Here is a 24,515-nt window from a genome sequence, read left to right on the forward strand (position 1 = left end):
ATCAGCAACAAGGATGGTGTCTGGCCTGACAGAGTGGAGAATCATCTGTATCTTGCAACGTGCTACACCGGGATGCATCGACGAATGCTTGACGCCTACGCGGCAGAACTCTCCGCGATTGACGGGCTCAACGTTCGGCCCCGACGCACCTGAGAAAATCTACGGTCACCGATTGTTGCCGCTACGATGGCCTTCAACCCTGCGTCTTGGCAAACGAGCCGGATCGCCACACTCGGGGTCCGAACGAGTAATATCAGGAGTGGGTGCGTCCGCTGCTTGATCACCTGGGCGATGGTGAGGCGCCAGTCGTACTTCGCGTGCCAGGGAAGCGAGCTGCCCCTTGGACGGGCTGGATCGATCAGCACCCAGGTCTATCCCCGACAGAGTTGAGCAATGACATTAGTCATCGTCGTAGCGGTCCTGGGGGCGGCTCCGCTTGCGTTCGCGTTGGCGATCACGGCTCCAATCCTCAATATATACTCGACGCTTAACGTAGCGCTCGCAATAGCCGTCTTCGCAATACGTTTTGACAACACGCTCGCGTACCACGCCGTTGTTGGATGAGCTATTCGAGCTTGTATTCGATGATTGGCTTCCCGCATGAGCCGTGCCGGTGACCAAGGCAGCCACGACAGCTAACAGGACAATCTCGATACGCATGGCCTCTCTCCTTTGCTGGCTACTAAATTAAGCTGTCGAACCTGAACCGTCGATGAATGGCGGCGCCGCAACGACCGAAGTCTGCAACAAGATCGTTGGGTCGTGGTGTCCGCTCTGCGAAACTTTCGGCAATGACGTAACGAATAACGTTGGCTGGCACCGAGCAATGAACCATGGTTGTCTCCACCCAAGACCTGTAATTCTGGACTTTGACGAACCTGCGGGTGGACATGCTGTCGTGAGCACCACAAAACTCCTGCTGACCTTGTCGCTGATGGCGGCTTTCGCCTATGTGTCGCTTGTTGGCCTGTTGTATCTTTCACAGCGCGCCCTCCTCTATCCCGGCGCCAGCGCGACACTTGCTCCAGAGCACGCGAGCTGGGGCGAAAACGTATCCATCAGCACGCCGGACGGAGAGACGCTTCATGGTCTCTACGGCCAGGGCGAATCCGGCAAGCCGTCGGTGCTGTTCTTTCACGGAAACGCTGACCGGGTCGGCAACTACGGCTTCCTCGCCCAGGCGCTGGCCGGGCGGGGCATTGGCCTGCTGGCGATTTCCTATCGCGGCTATCCGGGATCGACCGGCTCGCCAAGCGAGAACGGGCTATTGACCGACGGAACTGCTGCGTTCGACTGGCTTTCGGTTCGCTCCGAAAGCCAGATCGTTGTGCTAGGCCAGTCGCTGGGCAGCGGCGTCGCCGTCAACACGGCCGGGCAAAGGCCGGCCGCCGCCGTCATCCTTGTGTCCGCCTACCTGTCGATCCTGTCGCTCGCCCAGACGTATTACCCGTACTTCCCGGTTCCGCTCCTTCTCAAGGATCCCTTTCGCTCAGATCTCAAAATAGCGAAGGTGAGGCAACCGAAGCTGTTCATCCACGGCCGGCATGACGACATCATCCCGCTGTCTTCGGGCGAGGCGCTATATCGCACCGCTCCCGAGCCCAAGCAGATGCTCATTTACGAAAGCTCTGGTCACAATGATATTTGGGATAACCGCTTGGTTGGCGACGTCATTCGCTTTCTGGAGGCGCTGAAACGAGACGCAACCTAGACCCGTCAAGCAGCGGAATCGTCAGCATGAAGCGAGCGCGGCATCCAGGATGCCCTCGAAGCAGTGAAACGGCGAACAGGTCATGTCCATTCCGCAGGATGCAAATGGCCAAGCTCAAGGAGCGATCGGCCTTGGCCTCAACAAGCTCGTCGTGAGAGGCCGCAAGCCGCGCGCCGCCTGGGACTTCCTTGAGTGGACCGCCGCCGAGGTAGAGGAACGCCGGCATCCCACGCCGCCTCCAACGGATGCTGCCTGAGTTCTTCTCCCGAAGCTTGAGCAGATTTCTGCGCGGTCTCAGCGCATTGGCAAAGTGGAATGTCGGTTTGCACGGCACACGCCAAATCGACATCGTAGAACAGCCGCGCATTGGCGAAGCCTGCACATTCGTCAATGAAATCTCCACCCGGCGTCATCGTGATTGGACTTCACGATCCGTTGGAGTCACGCTTGCTTTGGGTATAAATCGGAAATGGGCGGACCAACTATCATCGGAATAGGAGGCCAAAATGAAACATCATGCACTCGAGCAACTGCAGAGCGTCGCCGAGGTCGATCAGGATTACCCGCGCCAGGCCATGTCGCGCAGCGAACGTCTTGAACGCTGGGTGGAACTCCTCGAACGGCATCCAGGCCGGCGCCTCTCGACGCTGCACCAGACCGAGTATCAGCCGGCGCGGGAGCGCGCGGCCATGCGCAGCAATGGCTCGCCAATCTCAGTTGCTTTCGCGGATCCAGTCCTCCGCGCAGCCGGGTTGGAAAACGACAGTTATGGCGAGGCCAAGCGGTTTTTCGAACTGACCGATCACCAATTGCACAGGGTCATCTGCTATTGCCATTTCGGCGAGACCTTGAGCGCCGCGACGGCCGCCCACCACATCCGTAAGGCACTTAGCGGGCGACAGCGAGGCATGTTTATTCGGTTGCGTGCTGTGTTCGACAGATAAACCCGGCGAAGGTTCGCCGGATTGTTGCTGAAGCGGCTTGCCTCGCTCCCGAGCCGCCGTGGTGGGCAATGTTCTGCTGCGCGGAACGTTTATGCATGGTTCGTCCGTGCCGAGCGCCGCGTCTGGATGCAAAAAGATCGTTGACAAAAAACTCCCATACAAGTGCAGTGTGACACCCACTTCGACTTCGGTGCTCCGATCACCTTTCTCGTTCGTCAGATCTGGGTTGATTTGATGAGGGAGCCAGACTCCGTTTTCCACGGTCCTTACGAGCGCAACGCGCCTTGCCAACCGAATTCTCCCGACGCCACGCCGCGGGCGGAATGCCGTACTCGCGTCGGAACGCCCTGTTGAACGCGGCTTCGGATTCGTAACCCACATCGAACGCGATCCGCGCGACGGAGTCAGACGAATCCTTGAGTTGCGCTGAGGCCTGCTCGAACCTTTGACGCGCCAGGTAGCGCATCGGCGGCTCGCCGATGACGCGGGTAAACCTTTCTGCAAAGGCCGAGCGCGACAAGGCCGTCTCCCGTGCAAGATCTTCGGTTGTCCAACGCCGGGAGATCTGGCCGTGAAGAAGCCCCAATGCGCGTCCGACGACCGGGTCCTGCAGACCCGCGGTCCATGCGTGGGCGGCGGGCGGCTGGGAGGCGAAGTAGCGACGGACGGCCTCCATGAACAGGAGTTCCGCAAGTTTCGCGAGGATCGGCGGCGATTTCGCCTGACCCTCCGCAAGTTCCTTCGCGGCGAAGCGGAACGAGCTTTCGATCCAGCCCCCCGAGGCCCCGTCGGAGACGTTGAGCTTCAAGACGCTCGGCAGCATCGCGATGAAGGCGTTGTGAGGAAGATCGTTGCCCAGGAAGCCGCACAGAATCTGTGTCCGCTCTCCGCCGCCGCCATACACGATCTTCGCCAGCCCGCCGTCCGGCGCGGCCTGAATCAGATGCTCCGCGCCCACGGGCCGGAGATTCAACGCGCTTCCCAGGACGTGACCGTCATTGCGCGGCAGAACGACGATCTCTCCGCGATCGACGGGCACCGGAGGCTGATTGCCCACCTTCAGAAGACAACGTCCTGCGGTGATATAGTGGTAGGCGATGATGTGGCGCGGCTCGGGCGTGAACGGGCTGCAATCCTCCGGACCGACCTTTGCCGTGACGCACCACGGCGCGGTGAAATCCGCATCGAGAAAGATGCCGCCCGTAAGGCGCATGGTGCGCATCATATCCAGAATAGCGTCCATCCAATTTCCCGGCTGCGTTGGCGGATCGGTCAAGTCTTCCGGCGTCCCGCTCATTCCGCCGTCTTCTCCGCAAGTCTAGTTTAGCACCGAAGCCACACCTCGGGCAGCGGCCACAGACGAATGTTCTGGATTCCGCACGCGACGGGGAGGCAGTGAACCGGATGGAGATGACCAGCCATGAAAATGGACAAGCAAGGAAACGCCCTGTCGGGCGCCACGAACGAAGCCGCAGATCTCTTCGATCAGGCGGTGGAAGCCTTCAACATATATCGCGGCGACCCTGTCGGCTTACTTGATCGCGCCATCGAGACCGCACCCGACTTCGCGATGGCGCACATCATGAAAGCGCACCTGTTCGGCCTGGCGACCGAGCCGGAGGCGACAGAGGCCGCGAAAGACATCCTCGGGAAAGTGAAGGCGCTGCGGCTCTCGGAACGCGAGGCCTCACACGTCGCCGCGCTCGGCCTGCTTGTCGAGGGGCACTGGATCACCGCCGCTGTTGCGCTCGATCGGCACAATGCACACTATCCGCATGACATCGTGGCGATACAGTCCGGTCATCTGATGGATTTCTATCGCGCCAATGCCCGAGACCTGCGCGACCGCATCGCGCGCGTTCTGCCGAAGTGGTCGGCGGACATGCCGGGCTACTCGATTCTGCTCGGGATGCATTCGTTCGGCCTCGAGGAAACCGGCGACTACGGGCGGGCCGAAGCAGCCGGCCGCCGTGCGGTCGACCTGCAGCCGCTCGACTGCTGGGCGCATCATGCCGTCGCCCATGTGATGGAGATGCAGGGCCGCGCCGAAGACGGTATCGGCTGGATGATCGCGCGCGAACCGCACTGGTCCGGCGACGACAACTTTTTCAAGGTCCACAACTGGTGGCATCGGTCGCTGTATCATCTCGACCTCGGCCAGACCGACGAGGTCTTCGCGCTCTACGACGGACCGATCCGGCAGGACCGTAGCATCGTGGCGCTCGACATGGTCGATGCCTCGGCGCTTCTGTGGCGGCTTCATCTCTCCGGCAATGACGTCGGTGACCGCTGGAGGGAACTCGCGACAAGTTGGGACAGCCACGCCGACGGCCGCACCTATCCGTTCAATGACTGGCATGCGGTGATGGCCTATCTCGGGACCGGCCGGTTCAGCGAGGTCGACCGGATCATCGAAGGCTATCGGGCCAGCCCCGTTGCGTCCGATGTCGCCGAATGGGGCCGGCGCACCGCCGTGCCTCTGGTCGAAGGATTCGCGGCCTTTTGGCACGGGGACTATGAAACCGCGGCCGACCGTCTGCACGGCGCGCGTTTCATCGCCAACTCGTTCGGCGGCAGCCATGCCCAGCGCGACATCATCGACTGGACGCTGGCCGAGGCGACCGTTCGCGGCGGCCTGACCGGCATGGCCGAGGCCATCGCCAGCGAACGCCTGGCGCTGAAGCCCCACAGTCCGGTCAGCGGGAGCTTCCTGTCGCGGGCCAGGACTAGTGCATCGCCGGACAGGAAGGCTGCCTAAGCCGGCCCGCACCCAATCACTCATCGTTCGGGCGAGTTGAACGAACAGTCGCCCCCAAACCATTGGAGACCAAAACCATGAACCATCTCGCCATCGTCGTTCGGGACGACTCCTACGACAAGATGCTCACCCCGCTGACCTTTGCCTACACCCAGGCCCGGAACGGCGTGAAGGTCGACATGCTGTTTCTGCTCTGGGCGGTAAGAGCGTTGACCAGCGACGGAGCCGCCTCGCTCACAATGGACGGCCGGCACAAGGACGACGCCGACTGGCTACGAGCCCGCATGGCCAAGGACGGCGAGCCCACCGAAATCGAAGATTTCCTGAAGCTTCTCGTCAGCACCGGGAATGTTCGCCTCTACGGATGCCGGTATGCGGCGCAGACCTTCGAGGTCAAGCCCGACGATCTCATCGCAGAGGCGGACGGGATCGTGGATCCTGGCTGGTTTCTAACAGAGAAGGCGGTCAAGGCGGATCACTGCCAGTATTTCTGACGAGGGGCTTCGGGCGCGCGGATCACCAGAAAAGGCCATGCGCCACTCGTTTGCGTTTTTAACGATGCTCTCACGGTGTTTTTGCGAACGACGCACGTGCCCATGGGAAAACCGGCATCGCAAGGCAAAACCAATGCTGATGCAACCATACAAGAAAGGCTAATACTATGAAGACCTCATTTCTCGCCAGAGCCTTCCGGTTTTTGCGGCCGCGTCGCGAGCGAAAGGTTTCCGATCATCTCCTGCTCGATCAGCTTGATGATCACGCCCTGCGCGACATGGGTTTGCGCCGAGGGCCATCAATCCGTGTGCTCGAATTGATGTACTCCGATTGACGCCAAGGAGAGGGACACGGCATGATCCGCAACGGTTTCTCGCGTTCTTCTTGCGGTAGCGCACTGATCCAGTCCTCGACGTTTGGGGTCAAAGGGCGGTTCCTCGAACCGCCTTTTTGTCGAGAATTCGCTGAATGGGTTGTACGAACCCGGAGGCAGCAGCAATTGTTCCTTTGAAAATGCCGATAACAGCACTTTTTGATTGGTGCCTTAAGTCTACGATCGCTGCATCAGCGGTGAAAAGTCTTTGATCACGTTGAGGATTTCATGAATGTCCGCTTCGCGTCAACAGCAGACACCGCAGGCAGCCAGTTCGGCTCGCGAGGTCGTAAGATCGGTCGCCCCTATGGACTTTCAGCGTCTGGGCCAATGTCTCCAAAAATGCGTGCAATGCCGAAATGAGCCGTGAAACCACTCAGATTCACTTAATCAGCCTATACGTCGCCGACCAGGATCGCGCTCAGGTACCCATCGATATCCGGCGCGTGGGCCTTTGACAAAATATGCTGAACCCAAGCCTGCCTCTCATGCCAGGATACTGCCATCTCCCAGACGCAAAACGCGGCACCCGATGGCCATCCAAGCGTCAATGTTTCTCCTCCATCATGAGGGGCACCGTAGAGCCGATGCTGCACGATGTCTTGATCAGACCACCAATCTACAAGAACGTAGTTGCCTGCGATGCCCTCGTGAACGGTGATCCAACCTAAGCCATAATGAGTTGAGTAGTCTTCCGATGCAGCAAGCTCCTTGGTTGCAATTGCAATAGCGTGTTCCACGAGCCCCTCTTTTGGCGTCGCACCATGAGCGGAGATTCTGTAGAGCTTCATGCGCCATTCCTCATGTGCCAGGATGCCAAGAGAGCTTACTGTACGAGTTTGATATGGTTCAAAATGATATCGGCTCATCGACATGTTAGGTCCTCAAATCGTTTTTGTGATCGTCTTCCCACAGGCAGTGGGCGATCCCGTTTTTATTAGCCGCCACGTGAATTCTATCGCCAGTTTGTGGGAAGTTCGAGAGCGCGCAGCCGCCGGCAAATTCGAGCGGAACTCAGACTACCCGAAAAAGCTGCGCAACCAATCATAACCCAAAACTGTTGTCGTTCTTGCCGCGTTGATCACTATCAACCGGCATGACGAATATTTTGGCGTGCTGGCGTGTTCACGATTGATAGCCACTACCAGGATCCGGTCACTCCTTTTGCATTGCACAATTGCATAATTTTCATATTGACTATATAGTCGATATGACTTAAAAGTGCACATTGAAACAAGAGCGCCAGCCGTGGGCCGAAGCTCCTTCATCGTCAGTCCGACTACAGGTTAGCCTCTGTCGCTCGGCCTGACGGCGTGGTCCGGGGGCGATAACGCCGCTCGTCGAGCGCTTACATAATTATCGGTTGCGCCGCCGCGTGCGGCGCGTCAACTCGTTTTGACAGGAGAGACTCAATGGACCCCTATATCTCGGCTCTGACAGGTCTCGTCGGCGTGGCCATAGGCAGCTTGACCTCGTTCGCCGCCACTTGGCTGACACACAGATCTGAGTTGAACGAAAAGCACCGCAACGCCGAGGTTGCCAAGCGAGAGAAGCTCTTTTCAGATTTCATCGCCGAAGCGACACGGCTTTTTGGAGATGCACTGAGCCATCAGAAGGACGACGTGTCCGACCTCGTACTCCTGTACGCACTGATCGCCCAGATGCGTCTGATTTCATCTCGTCCGGTTGTGGATGCAGCCGAACGGACTATGGATCATATCATCGAAGCCTACCTTGCACCGAACCGCTCGCTGCACGAGATCGCTGATCTCGCGCGCTCCGGCGCGATGAACTTTCTTTTCGATTTCAGTGAGGCTTGCCGAATGGAGTTGGCGGCAAAGCGGCCGCCTGCGAGCCGGAACAACGAGCGCTGTTCACCGCTTCTATTCGGGGGCGTTCGCAAAGCAGTACCGGGATGGACCAGCACGCCGAAATAAGTCGGCTCCTAGAGGTAAATGGGTGGCACTTACACAACTCCTCTTTGGCGGCATTGTTAGCCTTGGCAACATCGCCGTCCATGCAATCGTAATGACGCCCTTGGTGGCCACTGTGAACCGCGCGTTCAGATGGGAGCACGGGCATCCTCAGGTGTGGCTCACCGTCGTCATGATTGCTACCGTCTCTATTCTCATGATCGCGCATGCAGTGGAAGTGACGCTATGGCTGCAATCTATGCCCTTCTGGGCGTCGCTCCACCCGGAGCCGATATCCTCTACTTCGCATTCGTCAACTACGCGACGCTCGGCTACGGCGACGTGGTGCCGGTCGAGAGCTGGCGCCTACTGGGCCCAATAACTTCAATGAACGGAGTGTTGCTTTTCGGCTGGTCAACCGCGGTTATTTTCGAGGTCCTGACGCGAGCTATGCAACTGCGTGACGAAGCGAATGACAAGTAGTCTGCACATCGAGCGACGCCCTACTCTCTCGATCACCGGTCGGGTGGTACTGGCGGATCGGCTGCACAGGTTCATACGCGGCCAAATGGAAATCGGCCCACGACCCAGTGGATTACTCCATGAGGCGTACGTCCCAGAGCGCTCATGAACGGTGCCTAACCCGTTCGACGCTCGTTCGATTGATATAGCGATTGCTAGAGCTAACGTCGCCCGTCGAACATTCCGGCGTGCCGCACGTGCCGCTGCTTCCTCAACCTGTCAAGGGTCACAGAGAGGTGCGTGGCGATGCGGCTGGTTTTGTGGGATCACCGTCGTCGATCCCGAGCTTCGGCATCAACCTGACGGCGCAAGCCGACGTCGTCAGTGGCACGGCCGCTTCTCACAGGATTTCAAGACGCGCTTTCCGGCATCCGGACGGTTGTTAGACAGGGCACACGCGATCTCTGCCACAAGATGCTGGGCGGGGTGATAGTAGAAAATTAGGCACCAATCAAAATCTCGCATCATCGGCGTTTCAAACGAACGGCTGCTGCCGACTGGTAACCTATACAACGCTATGGTGGAAAGCTCGTTAGCCGATAGAGCCAAACGCCACACAGATTGAGGAGACCTAATCAAATGCCTCGCGCCACCCTAATTAACTGAAGCGTGACAGGCGAAACGCCAGGGCACAGCGAGACAATCGGGGTGTAACTTTCCAATTCAAGCTGTCAACATTGCGTGGACAATACTCTGCATCGCAACCAGGCGACGATTTGCACCCCGGATTGTACCGTCACGAGGACAATGATTCGATACGTAGCAAGCAAGTTAGCATGAAAACCTGCGTCGCACCGATGTTTCATCGAAACTCTATAACAAGCAGGATAACGAGCGGCACTCCCCAAAGCGTCCCCAGTACGATGGCCGACATGAGATATGCGGTCAGAATGCGAAGAATAGGTCTGAGATAGATCATTGTGCTGCTCTGCCGACTGTTCGCGGAACGGCGACGCCTCGATTTTCAACATCAAATCTTGGACGAATATCTTCCTTTGGCCTGTTCGCTCCGATGCCGAGGATCGGAACGGATTGCAAACCAGTAGACTGCTTTTCCCGGTATTGATCGCCCCCATACCGGTCTCGCGGCAACCCAGCGAACAGTTCGTCTGTTGCGGACTGAGCGCGTCTGCGACGCTCTGCCGCCGAAGCCCCTTCCAATCCGAGGAGCACCCGGAGGATGTCAGCGCCGACGAGGCGGCTGACGAAAGTCGCACTCAACTTCCGGCGCTCTGCCGCAGTAACGTCTTTGGTTTCATCGTTTTGCGCTAGGATCGTTTCGATTGAGTCTTCGGGCGTCCCAATGAACGCATTATATGCCGTCTCGGCAAGGTGAGGGAATCGGGAACTCTCTGCCATGACTGTGCGCAACAGTGCGGTGGTTTCGGCATTCGCAAGCTTTTCCTGGAACGTCACTCCCATCAGCTCCAGCACCACTTCGAGCGGCTTTCCCATCGGCGCCGCCATCTCGGCTTTGCTCTTGTCCGAACGGTCGCAAGTATTCGAAATCACCGCCCGAAAGAGATCGTCCTTACCCTCGGAGTGGCGGTAAAGGGTCATGACGGAAACCCCGGCGGCGGCGGCAATCGATTCCATGTTAGTGCCTTCATAGCCAAGGCGAAGAAACGTGTTCCGTGCGGCCTCTAGGATCGCTGTGCTCTTGCGCGCCATGGCCTTTGCCTTCGGGTGATCGTCCGACCAATTCTTCATATGCCTGTTGACTCCATCATAATGACGATAGGGTGGGAAGGCTGTACGGGCGGGCCTCTCCAGGTCGCCTGCCACGCAATCGCCTGTTTGCGCCCTTTGCACGGCTGACAACCGGACTCTTAGCCATTGTTCATCAGCATCTGGATGGCAAGGTGTATTCTTGCTGCCTCATCTTCAGATATGTCGACTAGATTGAGCAGGTCGGCAAGAATGAGTCCGATGATGGCGAAGAAGCTGAGACGTTCATACTGGACCATAGGAGACTGTCCGTCGAACCGGCCTAGCAAAGACGCGCCAAATGCCTGCAATTCCTTTGAGCTATGACCATTGGAGGCGCTTAAGATCAAAGCAGCAAAGCGGTTGTTTCCCTTTTGCCAATCGTCCCAGATTTCAGCGATCATGGCAGAAGGGAAGCAATTGGTGGCCGGTCGCAGTTTCGAGAGTTTATGCTCGATACGGGCAATAAAACGTCGCTCGACCCCTCGCTCCAGATCGTTCTTGGTTCGAAAGTGGTAAAGTAAGCCGCCCTTGGTGATCCCGGCTCGCGCGGCAACTGCATTCAAGGTCAAACCGGTTATTCCATGCGCGAGCAGGACCTCTTCGGCAGCATCAAGAATTTGATCCACCGTTGCTCCACTGCGTCTGGTCGAATTGGTCAGCAATAAAGTGCCTCCGAATAACCGCGAAGCCGCGTTGTGTCCGACATATCAAGCCGAGCTTTGCGAATGGTGCGCATCACCATTTCATAGTGCGTGTTTATATAGATCTTGAGTTCAGGCAGCTTTGTATTATCCGCGCTCAGGAACATTTCGATCGCGTAGGTCAATGCCGGGCTGATCAATATTTGACTGATATGGTCGTTGGTCCAGATTTCAAAGACGCCCTCACGCACGCCTTTTTGAAGAATGCGATCGAACATCGTCATCAGTGGTTGGACGAATTGGTCGAAATGGGTCGATCCGAGTGTTGGAAATCTCCGACCATCGGCAATGAGGAAACGAAGAATTTCGCGCGAATGCTGATTGACGGTCATATGGTCGTAGAGCGTATCGAGAAATAATCGCACGAGCTCATCGCACGACCGGTACTGGTGCTGCTCCAGGAATTGCTTCTCGTCGAAGATCGGCTGCGAGAGCTTGCCAACGACGTGCTGGAACAGTTCTTCCTTGTTCTGAAAGTAGAGATAAACTGTCCCTTTGGTCACGCTCGCACGGGCGGCCACATCTTCGATGCGCGTCGCCGTATAGCCGCGCTCAACGAATTCCTCGAACGCAGCCTGAAGAATCGCTTGCGGCCGCTGCACTTTGCGGCGGGCTCGCGGTCCGAGTTCGTTCTTGGTGACGATAGGTCCAGGCGCAATCTTGCTTCCAGCCATTTTCTTATCTCTGTTGAGTGGGATTCAACTTCAATATGACTGATAGGTCAATTCGACTGTATTGTCAATATGAATGTTGCGCATTTGAGCGATGCAAAAAATGCGTGGCCGTTGAAGGTCTGGCTGATGTTGCACACTTTGGGTCGGGTCTTCAGGTTCTCGTCACAAATGAGAATCCAATTCTCAAAGGGTGTGAATGATGCGACGGTACTGACCTGCTCCCGCTTATGTCCGCATTTATAAGTTAGCTCTGTTCTGGTTTTGGCCTTTTTGGGACCGGGTTGCGAACTCATAGGGTGTCATGCCGTCAAGGCTGGTGTGGGGTCGGTTCAGATTATAGTCAATCCTCCATTCCTCGATGATCTGGCGGGCGTGCCGATAGCTGGAGAAGAGATGCTCGTTGAGGCACTCATCACGCAGTCTGCCGTTGAAGCTTTCGATAAAGCCGTTCTGCATCGGTTTTCCCGGTGCGATATAGTGCCAGTCGACCTGGCGTTCCTGCTGCCATTCCAAGATGGCATTCGAGGTCAGTTCGGTGCCATTGTCCGAGACAACCATGCAGGGAATTCCACGGTGTTCGACGATCCTGTCGAGCTCCCGGCCAACGCGCGTTCCCGAGATCGAATTGTCGACGACGGTTGCCAGACATTCGCGGCTGAAGTCATCGATGACGCAGAGCACCCGGAAGCGGCGGCCGTCGGTCAAAGAATCCGAGACGAAGTCGAGGCTCCAACGCTGGTTTGGTCCCTGGGGGATCGCCATCGGCGCACGTGTGCCAAGCGCTCGTTTGCGGCCGCCACGCTTGCGCACCGTCAGCCGCTCCTCTTTGTAGAGGCGGTAAAGCTTCTTCCAATTGACCTCGACACCTTCTCGCTTCAGCAGAATGTGAAGCCGGCGGTAGCCAAAGCGGCGACGTTCGCTGGCCAGCTCCCGCATGCGGTGGCGGAGATCTGCATCATCCGCCCGGCTTGACCGATAGCGATAAACCCGCGGATCAATCCCCACCAGTCCACAGGCACGGCGTTGCGAGTAGTTCTTTTCATTCATGGCCCAGTTCACGGCATCTCTCCTCGAACCGGGCCTCAAAAGTTTTTTCCAAGCATCTCTTTGAGCGTCGATACATCCAGCATCGCATCCGCCAAGAGACGCTTCAGTTTGCCGTTTTCTTCCTCAAGTGCCTTTAGCCTCTTGGCTTCCGGCACTTCCATGCCACCAAACTTCGAGCGCCACTTGTAAAACGTCGCATCGCTGACACCGTATTTCCGGCAAAGGTCAGCAGCCGATAATCCGGCCTGATGCTCCTTCAAAATACCGATGATCTGCTCGTCGCTGAAACGGGATCGCTTCATTTTCTGTCTCCTGGTGTGGAGAACAGACTAACCTCAAATCGAGGACATTCCAGGGGAGCAGGTCACTCCTCACCTTTTGGGCGTCACATTTTGCGCTATAGTACAGGTGCGATAAGCCGAAACCTTCATTAATTCGAAGGATGTGAAAGGGCGGTGCATCTCGGCCCGCACCATTCTTACCCAAGTGTAACTCTAATCCGTTCTTTCGGCCACCGATGGTCAATTAAGGGGCAGTCGTACAGCGCCATTACTCCCTCTGCGTGCTTGCTAACACAATGGGCGGAAAAGTTTTCGTGTTCCTCCTCGGGAAGGAGCATAAAGCTAATGTCTTTTGGGCCGAACTTGATGCTATGCGGTACTCTCCACTCACGCTCCCAGTCGAACGGATAATTGTTCCTAAGCACATCAATGAAAGGCACTAGAATCCAGATTGGCGCTTTCGGATCGTTTCTTGATTGAGACATTAACTCCGCAACAGCCTCATACCTTTCTTCCATCGTGTAGAAGAGCGGTCCTCCCCCAATGCGTCCAATGAATTCTTTGGTAAATCCAAAACCATAGGATCCCCGAAGTCGTTTAATTCGTGAGAGATTATGAATCGGTACTTCGCTCAGACACACCGAATTTGGGCAATGGGGGTAGTATCTGCCAACACCAAACTTCGTTCTTGCCTCGATCTCACCGGCAAGCAACATACTTGCCATGTTGTGTGCTGAATCACTCTCCGGGGTCTTCTTGGTGAAGTGGACAACATAATCTGACATGTCTTCCCACTCGGGATCATAACGCCTTCGTATCAGTTCACGCATTCAGGACTCCGGAGAACGTGCCAAACTCACCGGAGTGTTATCATCTTCAAGACAATTTCTGGTAAACCCGATGGGTGCGCATCGAACTTTGGGAACAGTCCATTTAGGTCGGTCTTTGTAGAAAAATTCTGCAACGAGTACCGTGTGAAATCCTCCAACAGTTTTCCTAGTGATTTCACGTTATTCGAGAACGGTTGCTACGATGCGGCGAATGTGCTCGTGAAAGCGAAATTCTAGCGATGTCATCCGACACCTCCCTATTGCCCTGAAAAGCCGAGTCCTTATGGATAGTCGTTGCATGCGCAGTTTGAACGTTTTGCTACATCAATAGTTTGATTGACTTGCTAGCTACATTTCGGGACTCCTACGGCGCCAATCGTGCTGGCGATTCCAATCCAGAAACGGCAGAGTATCTCCGGCATCGGGAGGGCCTTCAGCATGAGCATTCCAGCAGTTCATACTCGCAAAAAACGCATGATCGTTTTGGACACAGAAACGACGGGGAAATTAACCTATGATCGCATCGTCACGCTTGGCGCCGTACGCCTGGAGGGCGACGAACTGCAGAGGGAATCTCTGTACCTTATATTCGATCCGAGCATCGACAGCCATCCGGAGGCAATCGAAAGTCACGGATATGATAATTGGATGACACGTTTTCAGGACCTGTTTTCCGATCTCGCGCCCAGAATACATACATGGCTGTCGTGGGCGGATGAACTGGTTATGCACGATTGCCGATTCGCCATGCGATATCTGCAGCGTGAGCTGTGCCAGGCGGGCGTAGCAGAGCTGACACAACCCACGTCCTGTACCATGGAGCGAGCCGGGGAGCTGTGGGGTAGAGAGTCGTCAGATCTGGATGAATGCCTGAAGCGCATAGGCAAATCACGCATTTACCGCATACATGGTGCGCTGGAAGACGCTTACCTGACCGCTGCATTGTACCTTCACCAGATCGGATCAAAGCGGCCCATTGCCCGCGTTAACTCGTGGTCTCCGCCGAAAAATCTCAAGCCTCATCCACCGCGTCCGCCGGGAGAACTGCCGTCCCGAACTGAGAAGAAGCGACTTGGGACAATCGAAGATGCTCACCTGCTACTTTCCCAAGGTTCGGCAATGGCGTCCCCCTTGCAATACGCGTCCGGGCCGCGATCCACTCCGCAAGCTCACAGCGTTTGATCGCCGCCTTGACATACAACGTCAAGTTTGTTCTCGATCCTGACAACGGGGTGGGTCTCGCAGACAAGTTCACCCTGTGATGTCTCCTCAGAGACTGCAGCTTCTTGTTTGGTGTCGTTCACCGCGAGACGGTCTGGCAAAACAGGCCAAATGGCGGCGCAATCCGCATTCTACTACCTGAAAGCCCTGGAGAACTGGTCCGAGAGGCTTCATCAAACAAGACCATGCGCGGCGCTCGCCCGTCTTAGTGTGCCTTCTGCAGGCTGCCCGGGAGTAGGCGGCTTGCTCCGCGAAAACAGGATTTTTCGTCGTCAATCGCAATCGTCGCCATGAAGTAGGCTTGCTAACGCAAGGCCAGCGGCAGGATGACTGCCTTGTGCCCACATCGGCAACCTGACAATTCGACGTTTCGGACAAAACAAAACGCGCCCCCGAAGAGCGCGTGATAGATGGGCTTTCGCCTGTCGTTTTTGAACTCTTATTGACGTCATTTCGTATTCCGCAGTGCTAGCGCGTATTCTAGCTCATCTGCCTATAGAATTTCCGGCTTAGTCCACTGTGCGCACCTCTTCCGCCAGCGCCATCTGATAAAACGGTTTCGCGATGATGCGAAGTGTCAGGAATCGCATTGAGCGCATCCCCAAGCTGGCCGAACGCAGAACTTTGTCTCGCGCGAGGCAACAGCCTGTAGCGAACCAATCCTATCATCCCGCACAAAAATCAGGCGACCTTGACGTCCTTGATGGCCTTCTCGACAGCCGACTTGACCGGAGCGGAGATTTCTTCAACGGCCTTGGTGGCCACAGCCTGGATTTCCTTGGCCTGACCGGAGATGGCTTCTGCCTGATTGCGTACGAAGGCGCTCTGCAGTTCGATTACTTCACCAAAAGACTTCGCGCCGATCAGGGCTTCGATATGAGCGAAGCTGGCTTCCGTGTTGGCGCGCAGTGCAGCCAATGCCTTCAGCGAAAGGGCAGCGGTGTTGGACTGGGCCGTCTCAAAAGTCGTTTCGAGGGTCTTCTGGGCCGCTTCAGCCTGATCCTGAATCTTGGCATAAGCTTCTTTGGACTGGGCAACGCCCTTTTCGGTGAACTCGCGAACCTGGTCGGTTACAGCGGTGGCATCGAAAGCAGGGGTCGAGAACGCATCAGCCGTCTGTTTGGCAGTCTTGCTCATTGTAGAATCCTCCTGTGGCGCAGCCAGTATTTACCGGTGCCGTGGTTGATTTCAAATTTGAATGCTCTGATTTATGTACATGGGTTTGTTGTGCATGGCAATAATTCTTTTGCATCGCACAATAAATAACGGATGTTTATTTAATATCGAGACTTCTCGATACTTAGCCTGCTAACTCGCCAACACATTCCGGGATCGGGGACCGCACGAGCTCGTCCTGTGCTGACAAATAGCAAGTTTGTCGCGCCGCAGACCAAGAATTTGAGGCGCTGCAGCCAAAGCAGACTCAATTAAGTCTTGCTATGTGTTGACAGTCGATACTGCAGGCATCACGCTTGCGCCTTGCCTCCCCGGAGGCATAGGGCTCGGCGTTACCGCATCCGTCTAGAGCAGTGCGCCGAGCCTCACTGACATCATCGCCGAGAAACTCGGACGGCATCGCTCTACGATCTTTCGCGAACTGAAACGCATTCGCTTCGACGATCCACAGATGCGTGGACTTTTGGGCTTTTACTGTCTGATCTAGGTCAAAGGATCGGCGGCACAATCTGCGTAAGCTGGTGCGGCTGCCGCAGCTGTGCGAGGCGATCGACGAACGGATCCGCCACGACTAGTCATCGTCGCCGAAACGGGCGGATCGAACCTACGACACCCAATGGCAAGAAGCCTTCAAATTACATGCTGATTTCAGCGTTGTTCAAAATCGATACCAGTTGATATGTTCCTTTGAAAATGCCGATAAGCGTGGATTTTCTGCCCAATACGATTGGTTCCTACAATCGCTGATCGTGTGACGATATACAAACCTTCGGTTGATAATTTCTGAAGTCGGCGCGCTAATCATGCCGTTAAACGCTCATTTGAACGAAATCAAATTAGTTCGGCATTTTCAACACATTGCCACACCCACCAGAGCGATTCATTATCAAAAAAGTACCGTCAGCAAGGCGTTCCAGTCGTGAAAGGCCTTTTACGACTGGGCAAACGGGGGCTGCGGTACCTGTCCTCCTCCCCAACACTCAGGAGCATAGCGCACCCGCAGTCACGCAACGCGGTGGGCTGCGCTTCAGCTAGCTTACAATCTGTTCGGCGACAGCTTCTTCGAGGCCAGCTGCCGCTTGGGCGGCAAGACCGCCGGCCGCTGCTTGTGAATCGTAAAATTCCTCAAGTGCATAGACTCTACCCCACCGCAGGATGAACACGTGGAGACCACGGTTGACGTACAACGCTTCGCCGTTGAGCAGCGTTGCAGTGCCGTCCCACTGGGCAAACACGGTGGTATGCCACGGCCAGCCCTTCACCCAGATGTGGTTGACCGTGAGATGGAGAGTGGGCAGGACACGGCCGAGGCGCTCAAACCAGCGGCGCACGGCTTCTTTATCGTGGCGCTCACCACCAAGCGCGTGGGCGCCAGAAACGCGGTGATGGACATGCGGCGCGAGTGCTTTCACCGCCGCATCCCAGCGATGGTTGTTGACGTGGTCGAAGCTCTGACGGATCGATTTCTCGACAAAATAGCTGTATATCATTTGACCTCTCCTTTAGACTTATTCGATGGCGTGATCGAGGGCATCGTGTAGCGAGCCGTGCGGACGCAAGAGCGCGCGGCCGGCAGCAGGCAGGCGGCGGTCTGCACGTCGGGTCAACGCATTGTCACGTCGGCCCGCAGATGCGTGTCAGTCTCGGTCGAGACCGTCACCTCCTTGCCGGACCTTGAGAAGGCGTAAAGCGAGTCCTGATGTCCTGGCATGGAAAATGCCACGGAGTCGCCGTCGGCGAGGCCCATGACGACCCGCAGCGGATCGCCCCCGGTCTTCGGCGCGAAGGTGGCGGTGACCTCCAGCAGTTCGCCGTCGACCGGGACGTAGTAGACCGCCATGTCGAGGTGTCCCTCGTGCAGGCTACCGCCTTCGATCGGGCGTCCGATGGTTGCTTCTTCGGCAAAAGCCGGGGTCGCAAGAAAAAGCACGGCCAGGAGCGATGCGCTCAGGGTTTTGCGGATCATCTCATATCTCCTTTTTTAGATTTCGTTCGACCGCTATACAGCGTATAGATTACGAATGCAATCAAAAGTGAGATGACGATGCGCGTAAGTCGCAGTCAGGCCGCGGAAAACCGCGATCAATGTAGCGAGCCGTCTTTTTGGGGAGCGGGGTGTTGAGTTGCGCCACCAATTGACCCGCTTTTGGCGCCTGGGCACGATGAGGGTGCCTCGCAAGGAGAGGCAGGCGAAAGAGCTCGTTTCGGCATCTCTCATGAACATGACAGGAGGCCAACATGACAGATTTGCCAGCGACCGTGCTGATCGCCTTCGCCGTGGTTTTGGCAATGGCGGGCCTGTTCATTTCGCAACGGTGGGGCTGAGAGCTGAGCAAATTACTTTGGTCTGTCCGCACACCACTGTTTATGTCGTCGCGGGGATGGGATCATGGACGGAATTATCTTGCTTCTTTGTATGTCCGTTGCGGTGCCAGTTTTCTGCACAGTAGCCGGCATCGTCGTCGCATTTATCGACCGCAAGCCGAGGCTATCGAGCAAGGAAGCTTGGTGCATTGTTTGGAACACAAGACGCCAATCTAACGCGAGGGAGCCGCGCCGGGAAGACCCAAACGAAGCGGATAAGCACGGAGCGGTCTAGGCGGCGGTGAAATAATCCATAAAGGTGGCCGCAAGGACTAAGCTTGTCGGAGCTACGCAGAACCCGGAACGGTAGGGTTCTGCCTCGAAGCTGCCAGTCCGAGGTGGCAAGAACTCGAGTAGCCGTCCGGACTCCATCGAAATGGATGACACAGGCTGCCATTCAGCAGCACAAGACGGGAGCAGCGACGAGATCGCCACGCTCAGTGGGCACAGCGATGGCGAGTTCCCCCTTGAAGCCGCGCCCACCTTAAAGTGCAAAGAGGACAGTCTGTTTGCTGGACCAATGATCCGATCGGCTGGCGATCCTACTTCGCGACCTTTTCGAGCAGCCTCTTGGCGGCCGCAGAAGACGACGCGGGGGTTCTGGCCGGTGGCGAGCAGGCCATCGGTCACGATGAAAACGCCCCAGTCCTCGCCCCTTTCGAACTTGCCACCCTTGGCCTTGAGTTCGTCCTCTACAAGGAACGGCACAACATCGGTGATTCCAACTCCTTCCTCCTCGCTGTTGGTAAAGCCGGTCACGCGCTTTCCTCCGACGAACGGACGGCCATCGGGTGTCTTGACGTGGCGCAGTGCCCCGGGGCCGTGGCCGCCGGGATAAAATACCGTGTCGAAATCCTCCTGGCGGACGGAATCGAGCCGAACGGTCTGCGCCAGTTGCGTATTGGCCAACGGATCAACCTCGAAACGCCGTGTCTGATCCGTTTGGAAACTTGGCTCGTTGCTCTTCGGATCGGGCGGCTGGCCGCCCTTAGGGGAGGCGAGCGTGATCTCTGCGCCAGCGTCCTTGAATGTAGTGAGGCGTGGCCAGTTCTTCGAGCCAGAAGCCGGACTTCCGGCCGGTATTTCCCAACTGATCGCGATGTGAGTACTATCAAAACTCTTTCTTCGCAGTTGCAGCGCCGATTCCATTCACTCTTGATGGGTTCCGCAAGGACGTTGCGATACAAATCCGACGATCGCGGAACCTCAGCAGTACTTCCTTCAAAGCCAGCCGCGTCGCTTGAAATAAAGATAGGGAAGGATAGCGGACAGCACCATAAGAGCAAAGGCCCAGGGATAGCCGAGCACCCACTTCAGTTCGGGCATATAGTCGAAATTCATGCCGTAGATCGAGGCGACGAGCGTCGGCGGAAGGAAGACAACGGCGGCGACGGAAAAGATCTTGATGATCTGATTCTGCTCGAGATTGATCAAGCCGAGTGTGGCGTCCAGTAGGAAATTGATCTTGTTGGTAAGGAAGGCGGCATGGTCCGTCAGCGAGCCGACGTCGCGCTGCAGGATTTTCATCTTCTGCCGCACGTCCTTGCCGGCCTTTGTCGTGCCTTTGGCAATGGCCTGGTGATAGGAAAGCAGGCGCGTGAAGCTGACCAGGCTTTCCCGGACCATCGAGAGCATGTCGCCCTTGCGCCCAATCTGTTCAATGACGGCATTGAGGTTGAGCGTCTTCTGGGTCGCATTGCGCACCCGGCTGCGGAACACCTTATGCGAGAATCTGTCTACGTCGCCGCCGACGCGCTCCAGGATGTCCGCCATCCTGTTGATCATCGCCTCGAGAATACCGAGCATCGCCATTTCGCCGGACGTACAGGCGGGGCCACCCGGCTTTTGGATCCTGTGGGCGAAGGTGGTAAAGGGCAGCGGTTCGGCATAGCGGACCGTCACGAGACTACCGCCTTTCAACACGAAGGTGATCGGCGTCTTGACGGGCTCTTCCGAGTCAAGCTCGCTCAAAGCGGTAACCGTCATGAACTCCGCGTCTTCTTCGTTATAGAGCCGCGCCGAGGGTTCGATTTCGTCCATTTCCGCCCGTGTCGGAATGGAAAGCGACAGACACTGCTCGACATAATTGTCTTCATTGCGGGTCGGATTGTAAAGATCGTACCAGACCGCCCCCAACTGGCATGCCGGTAGCACCTCGCCTTCCGTGTTAATGGCGGATGACAGGATGCGGTCGTTCTCTTGCGTGTAAATGCTCAGCATTCCAAACTCCTTTCGGCAGGGCTTAGGGCCAGCCGGCAGGAGCCTTGCTGATCAGGCGTCCCGCTGTGCCAGCGAGGGTGTCGTTCGACATCGACAGTCGGCGTCCATTGTCTGTATCCTTGAATTGGGTGACGGCCTTAAGACCGTTGCCTCGGGGGGTGCTATGGGGCGATTGTGTGTCCAAGTCAATGGACGTGCGATCGAGATTTTGGCGCGGCAGCCCTGTCATATGGAGGGTCGTCAATGGCGAACGATGCAAAGTAGCCGCGGAGGAAAAGGAAGGGGCCTAAGTCGGTCCAGATAAGAGAGGACGCGTCGCCCCCTCTTTCTCGTTGAGTAGACAAGAGCACTCCGACTCAGCGCGCATAAGCAAGGCGACGCTGGACGAATTGGCGCTCTTGTGTTCAAACGGAGATCGCCACGAATGCAACTAGTGGAGCCCAGCCTGCCACTGAGAACGAACTGAGAAACAATTTGTCCGATCCCGATGCAGTCCACAAAGAAACCTACCCCGTCCTTGTTCTGGGAGCTTTGGGGGTTGTCTACGGCGATATCGGCACGAGTCCGATTTACGCCTTTCGCGAAGCCCTGCACGCGGCGTCCACGGATGGCTCTCTGCTAAGAGCAGATGTGCTCGGTATTGTATCCATGATCTTTTGGGCTCTGACGCTGATCGTCACGGTTAAGTATATTCTGTTTGTCCTTCGCGCCGACAATGATGGCGAAGGGGGAATTCTTTCGCTTATGGCACTCGCCCGGGAGAGTTACAAAACACGGCCCCGCCTGATCCTTGGCATCGGCATTGTGGGCGCCGCATTATTCTATGGCGACGCCGTCATCACCCCGGCGATTTCCGTTCTGTCCGCGATTGAGGGTCTTGAAATCGTCACTCCGGCTTTCACGCCGTATGTCGTTCCCATAACCATCACCATATTGTTGGCCCTCTTCTCGGTGCAGCGCTACGGCACAGCCCGCATGGCCTTCTTTTTTGGGCCAATTACCTTGGCATGGTTTCTTGCGCTCGGTTTCTTCGGACTGTGGCATGTGTTCGACGATCTCAGTGTTCTTGCAGCCGTAAACCCGCACTACGGATTCGACTATATCGTCCGCAACCAAGGCACGGCCTTCGCCACGATCGGTACGGTGTTTCTTGCCGTAACCGGAGCGGAAGCTCTCTATGCTGACCTTGGTCATTTCGGCCGACGGCCGATTTCGACGGCATGGATGTGGATCGTGTTTCCCTGTCTGCTCCTGAATTATTTCGGCCAGGGCGCCTTCGTGCTCGCCCATGGTGAAGCGGCGAAAAATCCTTTCTTCGAAATGTTTCCGCCGTGGGCCTTGTTGCCTATGGTGATTTTGGCAACCGCCGCGACGGTCATTGCCAGTCAAGCCGTCATATCGGGGGCTTACTCGCTCTCGCGGCAGGCGGTGCAGCTCAATCTTCTGCCAAGGCTCCACATCGCACATACATCAGAAAAACAATCCGGACAGGTTTACCTGCCTCGCATCAACTTTCTCCTTGGGCTTGTAGTCGTCCTGTTGGTTCTCGGGTTCGAGCGCTCCACCAATTTGGCAGCTGCTTACGGCATCGCGGTGACGGGCAATATGCTGGTCACGACGACACTGCTATTCATCGTCATGACCCGCATCTGGCAATGGCGATTCTGGGTGGCGGCTTTCACCACAGCCTGTTTCCTCATCATCGACATCACCTTCGTCGGAGCGAACCTCATCAAGGTCATCGACGGCGGATGGGCGTCACTTCTCATCGCCATCCTGATCGTGCTGATCATGTCGACTTGGGTGAAAGGCAGCCGCCAGCTACAAAAGAAGATCGGGCAAGGCGACGTGCCGCTTGAGCTGATTTCGACCAAATTGGCACAGAGTCCCCCAACAATCGTACCCGGCACTGCGGTTTTCCTGACAGGTAACCCGAAAAGCACGCCCGTTGCGCTGATGCACAGTTTGAAACACTACAAGGTATTGCACGAACGCAATGTGATACTCAACGTGGTCACTGCCCCCTCGCCCGTCGTCAGGAAAAGCGACCGAATGCGCATTGAACCGATTGACGATCGCTTCATGCAGATCACCCTTACCTTCGGCTACATGGAAAGACCGAATGTCCCTCGAACCTTGGCGATCTTCAAAGCAGCGGGTTGGAAATTCGACATCATGACGACCTCGTTCTTCCTGTCCCGTCGTTCGTTGAGAGCGTCCCCCCGTTCCGACATGCCCTTTTGGCAGGACAAGCTGTTCATCGCCCTCGCGCGCTCGGCAAGCGACGCCACCGAATATTTCCAGATCCCCACAGGACGTGTGGTGGAGATTGGCACCCAGGTCACTATTTGATCGGACGGCACGCTCTTGTAGCTAGGTTGAGGCGGTGATGTCAGGTTAAATTTTCAGGTCAAGAGGATGGTCGCCCTGTTGATTTCAGGCGAGTGCTTCTGCCATGGCTTTCCACTCTGCCATGGCATTCAGGCGGTGGAGATAAATCTGGCATGCCGAACGTTGTGAGTGGGGTGGAACGAAGAGGTTGCGGACGGTAGAGAAGATCGAGATAAACCGCTGCAAGCTCCGGCGTAGCCGTCGGTGCAAAAGGCAGTTCCGTTAGAGAACGCGCTGCTCCCGAACGCCCGGATCATTCGCGGCATCGCCGCAACGTACTGGTGTGCATGCGGCCAGGTCCATCGCGCCATGGGCAAACGCCAGCATGACCGTTTCGACCGCCAGATCTTCCTCGGCCGCGGCCATAACTCTCACGGTCTGCGATTTCACATTGCCCTCCTGAGTAGGTGGTCCGACGCGGCGACCGCGCCCGTTCTCAGCTATGCATCGTAACCCGGATGATGGAGGAGCGATACCAGTTGCTGCTGGTTCACAGGTAATGCAACTGAAGTCGCCCGCTTGGGAGTGACCGCCTAGATGGGGTAACAATTACAGATCAGAACAAATTCCCGGTGCTGACGCGTGACGTGTTTAAATGCCCGGTTTCAGGAGCTGACAGAAGTCGTTAGAATGTCTGTTCAAGGTCGATACGGAATGGCCGCTTCTGATCGATGTCATTCCGTAGGCTGCCCGTCCGCTCTCGTCCCCAGTTCGGTCATTCAAGTACAACAGCTCAATGATTGCTCTAGGACCCACTTTAACTCCCCCTCGCCTTGAAGGGAACTGAACTGCAGACCCACTCAATGCAGTTCTCTTACGTGCGGTTCCAGACGAGACGTTATGCGATTTTGGGAGCACATAACGGGAATGGATCGTGCAAGAAGGTAGATCTTGGAGGCACACCGCTTCCGCAGTTTGTAACGGCTTGCCAGCCGTCACAAACTGCGGAAGTCCAATGTAGCGCTGGCTTTACACACATTGGCCCCGCCAGGGCACTGCAGGCCTCGAACTGTCCCGTCCGAGCGGTCCACGAAAAAAGGAAGTGCCAACCAATACGGGTACGACCTCTACCCGATGGCGGTACTGAACCAATTGTAGAATGTCTACATTTGCTTCCGACGTACCAAAATGGCAGTCAGCTCGAGGTTACGCATTCGATGCTGATTCACACATACCTTGCCAGA

General features: G+C 56.5%; 24 protein-coding genes and 4 pseudogenes. 12 read left to right on the forward strand and 16 right to left on the reverse strand.

What is annotated here, in order from left to right:
• Positions 1 to 399: 399 nt before the first annotated feature.
• Positions 400 to 660 (reverse strand): hypothetical protein, encoded by a 261-nt coding sequence (locus BLM14_RS23155; protein WP_237143655.1) that lies wholly within the window; start codon positions 658 to 660, stop codon positions 400 to 402.
• A gap of 238 nt (positions 661 to 898) precedes the next feature.
• Between BLM14_RS23155 and BLM14_RS23160 the strand changes: the two genes are divergently transcribed.
• From BLM14_RS23160 to BLM14_RS23175, 3 genes are all read left to right on the forward strand, one after another.
• A complete protein-coding gene (locus BLM14_RS23160) occupies positions 899 to 1,711 on the forward strand; it encodes an alpha/beta hydrolase (protein ID WP_162293234.1) in 813 nt (270 codons plus the stop codon).
• An 82-nt stretch (positions 1,712 to 1,793) separates the two neighbouring features.
• Positions 1,794 to 1,967: a hypothetical protein gene (locus BLM14_RS32060; RefSeq protein WP_237143656.1), complete on the forward strand. Its 174-nt coding sequence runs from the start codon at positions 1,794 to 1,796 to the stop codon at positions 1,965 to 1,967.
• A gap of 250 nt (positions 1,968 to 2,217) precedes the next feature.
• Entirely contained in the window at positions 2,218 to 2,655 is a 438-nt protein-coding gene (locus BLM14_RS23175; protein WP_100002238.1) for a hypothetical protein, read from the forward strand.
• Between the two features lie 199 nt (positions 2,656 to 2,854).
• On the opposite strand, the gene BLM14_RS23180 is transcribed toward BLM14_RS23175, so the two are convergent.
• Positions 2,855 to 3,952, reverse strand: coding sequence for an AraC family transcriptional regulator (locus tag BLM14_RS23180; RefSeq protein ID WP_237143657.1), 1,098 nt, complete (start codon positions 3,950 to 3,952; stop codon positions 2,855 to 2,857).
• Between the two features lie 123 nt (positions 3,953 to 4,075).
• Here BLM14_RS23180 and BLM14_RS23185 point away from each other — a divergent pair, with 123 nt between their 5' ends.
• The 3 genes from BLM14_RS23185 to BLM14_RS31275 all read left to right on the forward strand — a co-directional run bounded on the left by BLM14_RS23185 (position 4,076) and on the right by BLM14_RS31275 (position 6,242).
• Positions 4,076 to 5,413 carry a tetratricopeptide repeat protein gene (locus BLM14_RS23185; RefSeq protein ID WP_100002239.1) on the forward strand — a complete coding sequence of 446 codons (1,338 nt, stop codon included), beginning with the start codon at positions 4,076 to 4,078 and terminating at the stop codon, positions 5,411 to 5,413.
• Positions 5,414 to 5,490: 77 nt separating this feature from the next.
• Positions 5,491 to 5,907 carry a DsrE family protein gene (locus tag BLM14_RS23190; RefSeq protein ID WP_100002240.1) on the forward strand — a complete coding sequence of 139 codons (417 nt, stop codon included), beginning with the start codon at positions 5,491 to 5,493 and terminating at the stop codon, positions 5,905 to 5,907.
• Between the two features lie 167 nt (positions 5,908 to 6,074).
• Complete coding sequence (locus BLM14_RS31275; RefSeq protein ID WP_157929590.1) at positions 6,075 to 6,242, forward strand: hypothetical protein; 168 nt, start codon at positions 6,075 to 6,077, stop codon at positions 6,240 to 6,242.
• 434 nt (positions 6,243 to 6,676) lie between these two features.
• Here BLM14_RS31275 and BLM14_RS23195 read toward each other — a convergent pair whose 3' ends face one another.
• Positions 6,677 to 7,072: a hypothetical protein gene (locus BLM14_RS23195; RefSeq protein ID WP_100002241.1), complete on the reverse strand. Its 396-nt coding sequence runs from the start codon at positions 7,070 to 7,072 to the stop codon at positions 6,677 to 6,679.
• A gap of 621 nt (positions 7,073 to 7,693) precedes the next feature.
• Between BLM14_RS23195 and BLM14_RS23200 the strand changes: the two genes are divergently transcribed.
• The 3 genes from BLM14_RS23200 (at position 7,694) to BLM14_RS31280 (ending at position 9,102) form a co-directional block, all read left to right on the forward strand.
• The gene (locus BLM14_RS23200; RefSeq protein WP_237143658.1) at positions 7,694 to 8,218 is read left to right on the forward strand and encodes a hypothetical protein; all 525 of its coding nucleotides are present in this window, start codon (positions 7,694 to 7,696) and stop codon (positions 8,216 to 8,218) included.
• 222 nt (positions 8,219 to 8,440) lie between these two features.
• Complete coding sequence (locus BLM14_RS32560) at positions 8,441 to 8,677, forward strand: potassium channel family protein (protein WP_335672089.1); 237 nt, start codon at positions 8,441 to 8,443, stop codon at positions 8,675 to 8,677.
• Between the two features lie 191 nt (positions 8,678 to 8,868).
• Positions 8,869 to 9,102, forward strand: coding sequence for a hypothetical protein (locus BLM14_RS31280; protein ID WP_133123884.1), 234 nt, complete (start codon positions 8,869 to 8,871; stop codon positions 9,100 to 9,102).
• Positions 9,103 to 9,631: 529 nt separating this feature from the next.
• On the opposite strand, the gene BLM14_RS23210 is transcribed toward BLM14_RS31280, so the two are convergent.
• From BLM14_RS23210 to BLM14_RS23235, 6 genes and pseudogenes are all read right to left on the reverse strand, one after another.
• A complete protein-coding gene (locus tag BLM14_RS23210) occupies positions 9,632 to 10,426 on the reverse strand; it encodes a TetR/AcrR family transcriptional regulator (RefSeq protein ID WP_100002242.1) in 795 nt (264 codons plus the stop codon).
• A gap of 119 nt (positions 10,427 to 10,545) precedes the next feature.
• Entirely contained in the window at positions 10,546 to 11,052 is a 507-nt protein-coding gene (locus BLM14_RS23215; protein ID WP_207795631.1) for a TetR/AcrR family transcriptional regulator, read from the reverse strand.
• 29 nt (positions 11,053 to 11,081) lie between these two features.
• Entirely contained in the window at positions 11,082 to 11,801 is a 720-nt protein-coding gene (locus BLM14_RS23220) for a TetR/AcrR family transcriptional regulator (RefSeq protein WP_100002244.1), read from the reverse strand.
• Positions 11,802 to 11,920: 119 nt separating this feature from the next.
• Positions 11,921 to 11,992: pseudogene (locus BLM14_RS32770) on the reverse strand (invasion associated locus B family protein); the annotation flags it as partial.
• A 46-nt stretch (positions 11,993 to 12,038) separates the two neighbouring features.
• Positions 12,039 to 13,150 (reverse strand): IS3 family transposase gene (locus BLM14_RS23230; protein WP_100002245.1). Its coding sequence is split into 2 segments (ribosomal slippage): positions 12,039 to 12,895 and positions 12,895 to 13,150, totalling 1,113 coding nucleotides; the frame shifts between segments, so codons are not numbered across the junction.
• A gap of 176 nt (positions 13,151 to 13,326) precedes the next feature.
• Positions 13,327 to 13,959 (reverse strand): hypothetical protein, encoded by a 633-nt coding sequence (locus BLM14_RS23235; protein ID WP_100002246.1) that lies wholly within the window; start codon positions 13,957 to 13,959, stop codon positions 13,327 to 13,329.
• Positions 13,960 to 14,397: 438 nt separating this feature from the next.
• Between BLM14_RS23235 and BLM14_RS23240 the strand changes: the two genes are divergently transcribed.
• A complete protein-coding gene (locus BLM14_RS23240; RefSeq protein ID WP_100002247.1) occupies positions 14,398 to 15,141 on the forward strand; it encodes a 3'-5' exonuclease in 744 nt (247 codons plus the stop codon).
• A gap of 720 nt (positions 15,142 to 15,861) precedes the next feature.
• Here the strand turns inward: BLM14_RS23240 and BLM14_RS23245 are convergent.
• Positions 15,862 to 16,317 carry a phasin gene (locus BLM14_RS23245; protein ID WP_100002248.1) on the reverse strand — a complete coding sequence of 152 codons (456 nt, stop codon included), beginning with the start codon at positions 16,315 to 16,317 and terminating at the stop codon, positions 15,862 to 15,864.
• Positions 16,318 to 16,732: 415 nt separating this feature from the next.
• Here BLM14_RS23245 and BLM14_RS32775 point away from each other — a divergent pair, with 415 nt between their 5' ends.
• Complete coding sequence (locus BLM14_RS32775; RefSeq protein WP_418314275.1) at positions 16,733 to 16,843, forward strand: hypothetical protein; 111 nt, start codon at positions 16,733 to 16,735, stop codon at positions 16,841 to 16,843.
• A 544-nt stretch (positions 16,844 to 17,387) separates the two neighbouring features.
• On the opposite strand, the gene BLM14_RS23250 is transcribed toward BLM14_RS32775, so the two are convergent.
• The 4 genes and pseudogenes from BLM14_RS23250 to BLM14_RS23265 all read right to left on the reverse strand — a co-directional run bounded on the left by BLM14_RS23250 (position 17,388) and on the right by BLM14_RS23265 (position 20,940).
• Positions 17,388 to 17,846, reverse strand: a complete 459-nt coding sequence (locus tag BLM14_RS23250) for a nuclear transport factor 2 family protein (protein WP_100002249.1) — start codon at positions 17,844 to 17,846, stop codon at positions 17,388 to 17,390.
• A gap of 113 nt (positions 17,847 to 17,959) precedes the next feature.
• Positions 17,960 to 18,322, reverse strand: a complete 363-nt coding sequence (locus BLM14_RS23255; protein ID WP_100002250.1) for a hypothetical protein — start codon at positions 18,320 to 18,322, stop codon at positions 17,960 to 17,962.
• 940 nt (positions 18,323 to 19,262) lie between these two features.
• Positions 19,263 to 19,880 (reverse strand): annotated as a pseudogene (locus BLM14_RS23260) (type 1 glutamine amidotransferase domain-containing protein).
• 61 nt (positions 19,881 to 19,941) lie between these two features.
• Positions 19,942 to 20,940, reverse strand: a complete 999-nt coding sequence (locus tag BLM14_RS23265; RefSeq protein WP_100002251.1) for a magnesium transporter CorA family protein — start codon at positions 20,938 to 20,940, stop codon at positions 19,942 to 19,944.
• Positions 20,941 to 21,414: 474 nt separating this feature from the next.
• Between BLM14_RS23265 and BLM14_RS23270 the strand changes: the two genes are divergently transcribed.
• Complete coding sequence (locus BLM14_RS23270; RefSeq protein ID WP_237143659.1) at positions 21,415 to 23,292, forward strand: potassium transporter Kup; 1,878 nt, start codon at positions 21,415 to 21,417, stop codon at positions 23,290 to 23,292.
• A gap of 84 nt (positions 23,293 to 23,376) precedes the next feature.
• On the opposite strand, the pseudogene BLM14_RS32065 reads toward BLM14_RS23270, so the two are convergent.
• Positions 23,377 to 23,517 (reverse strand): annotated as a pseudogene (locus tag BLM14_RS32065) (IS6 family transposase); the annotation flags it as partial.
• Positions 23,502 to 23,721 (reverse strand): annotated as a pseudogene (locus tag BLM14_RS23280) (GNAT family N-acetyltransferase); the annotation flags it as partial. The pseudogenes BLM14_RS23280 and BLM14_RS32065, both read right to left, overlap by 16 nt.
• Between the last annotated feature and the right edge of the window lie 794 nt (positions 23,722 to 24,515).

Source organism: Phyllobacterium zundukense (assembly GCF_002764115.1).
GTDB lineage: Bacteria > Pseudomonadota > Alphaproteobacteria > Rhizobiales > Rhizobiaceae > Phyllobacterium > Phyllobacterium zundukense.

Coding starts and splice junctions, on each gene's coding strand:
- BLM14_RS23155 (WP_237143655.1), bottom strand. CDS start 660: ATGCGTATCGAGATTGTCCTGTTAGCTGTCGTGGCTGCCTTGGTCACC.
- BLM14_RS23265 (WP_100002251.1), bottom strand. CDS start 20,940: ATGCTGAGCATTTACACGCAAGAGAACGACCGCATCCTGTCATCCGCC.
- BLM14_RS23200 (WP_237143658.1), top strand. CDS start 7,694: ATGGACCCCTATATCTCGGCTCTGACAGGTCTCGTCGGCGTGGCCATA.
- BLM14_RS23250 (WP_100002249.1), bottom strand. CDS start 17,846: ATGATATACAGCTATTTTGTCGAGAAATCGATCCGTCAGAGCTTCGAC.
- BLM14_RS23210 (WP_100002242.1), bottom strand. CDS start 10,426: ATGAAGAATTGGTCGGACGATCACCCGAAGGCAAAGGCCATGGCGCGC.
- BLM14_RS32060 (WP_237143656.1), top strand. CDS start 1,794: ATGTCCATTCCGCAGGATGCAAATGGCCAAGCTCAAGGAGCGATCGGC.
- BLM14_RS23185 (WP_100002239.1), top strand. CDS start 4,076: ATGAAAATGGACAAGCAAGGAAACGCCCTGTCGGGCGCCACGAACGAA.
- BLM14_RS23190 (WP_100002240.1), top strand. CDS start 5,491: ATGAACCATCTCGCCATCGTCGTTCGGGACGACTCCTACGACAAGATG.
- BLM14_RS23175 (WP_100002238.1), top strand. CDS start 2,218: ATGAAACATCATGCACTCGAGCAACTGCAGAGCGTCGCCGAGGTCGAT.
- BLM14_RS32560 (WP_335672089.1), top strand. CDS start 8,441: ATGGCTGCAATCTATGCCCTTCTGGGCGTCGCTCCACCCGGAGCCGAT.
- BLM14_RS23195 (WP_100002241.1), bottom strand. CDS start 7,072: ATGAAGCTCTACAGAATCTCCGCTCATGGTGCGACGCCAAAAGAGGGG.
- BLM14_RS23220 (WP_100002244.1), bottom strand. CDS start 11,801: ATGGCTGGAAGCAAGATTGCGCCTGGACCTATCGTCACCAAGAACGAA.
- BLM14_RS31275 (WP_157929590.1), top strand. CDS start 6,075: ATGAAGACCTCATTTCTCGCCAGAGCCTTCCGGTTTTTGCGGCCGCGT.
- BLM14_RS23255 (WP_100002250.1), bottom strand. CDS start 18,322: ATGATCCGCAAAACCCTGAGCGCATCGCTCCTGGCCGTGCTTTTTCTT.
- BLM14_RS23245 (WP_100002248.1), bottom strand. CDS start 16,317: ATGAGCAAGACTGCCAAACAGACGGCTGATGCGTTCTCGACCCCTGCT.
- BLM14_RS23180 (WP_237143657.1), bottom strand. CDS start 3,952: ATGAGCGGGACGCCGGAAGACTTGACCGATCCGCCAACGCAGCCGGGA.
- BLM14_RS23240 (WP_100002247.1), top strand. CDS start 14,398: ATGAGCATTCCAGCAGTTCATACTCGCAAAAAACGCATGATCGTTTTG.
- BLM14_RS23235 (WP_100002246.1), bottom strand. CDS start 13,959: ATGCGTGAACTGATACGAAGGCGTTATGATCCCGAGTGGGAAGACATG.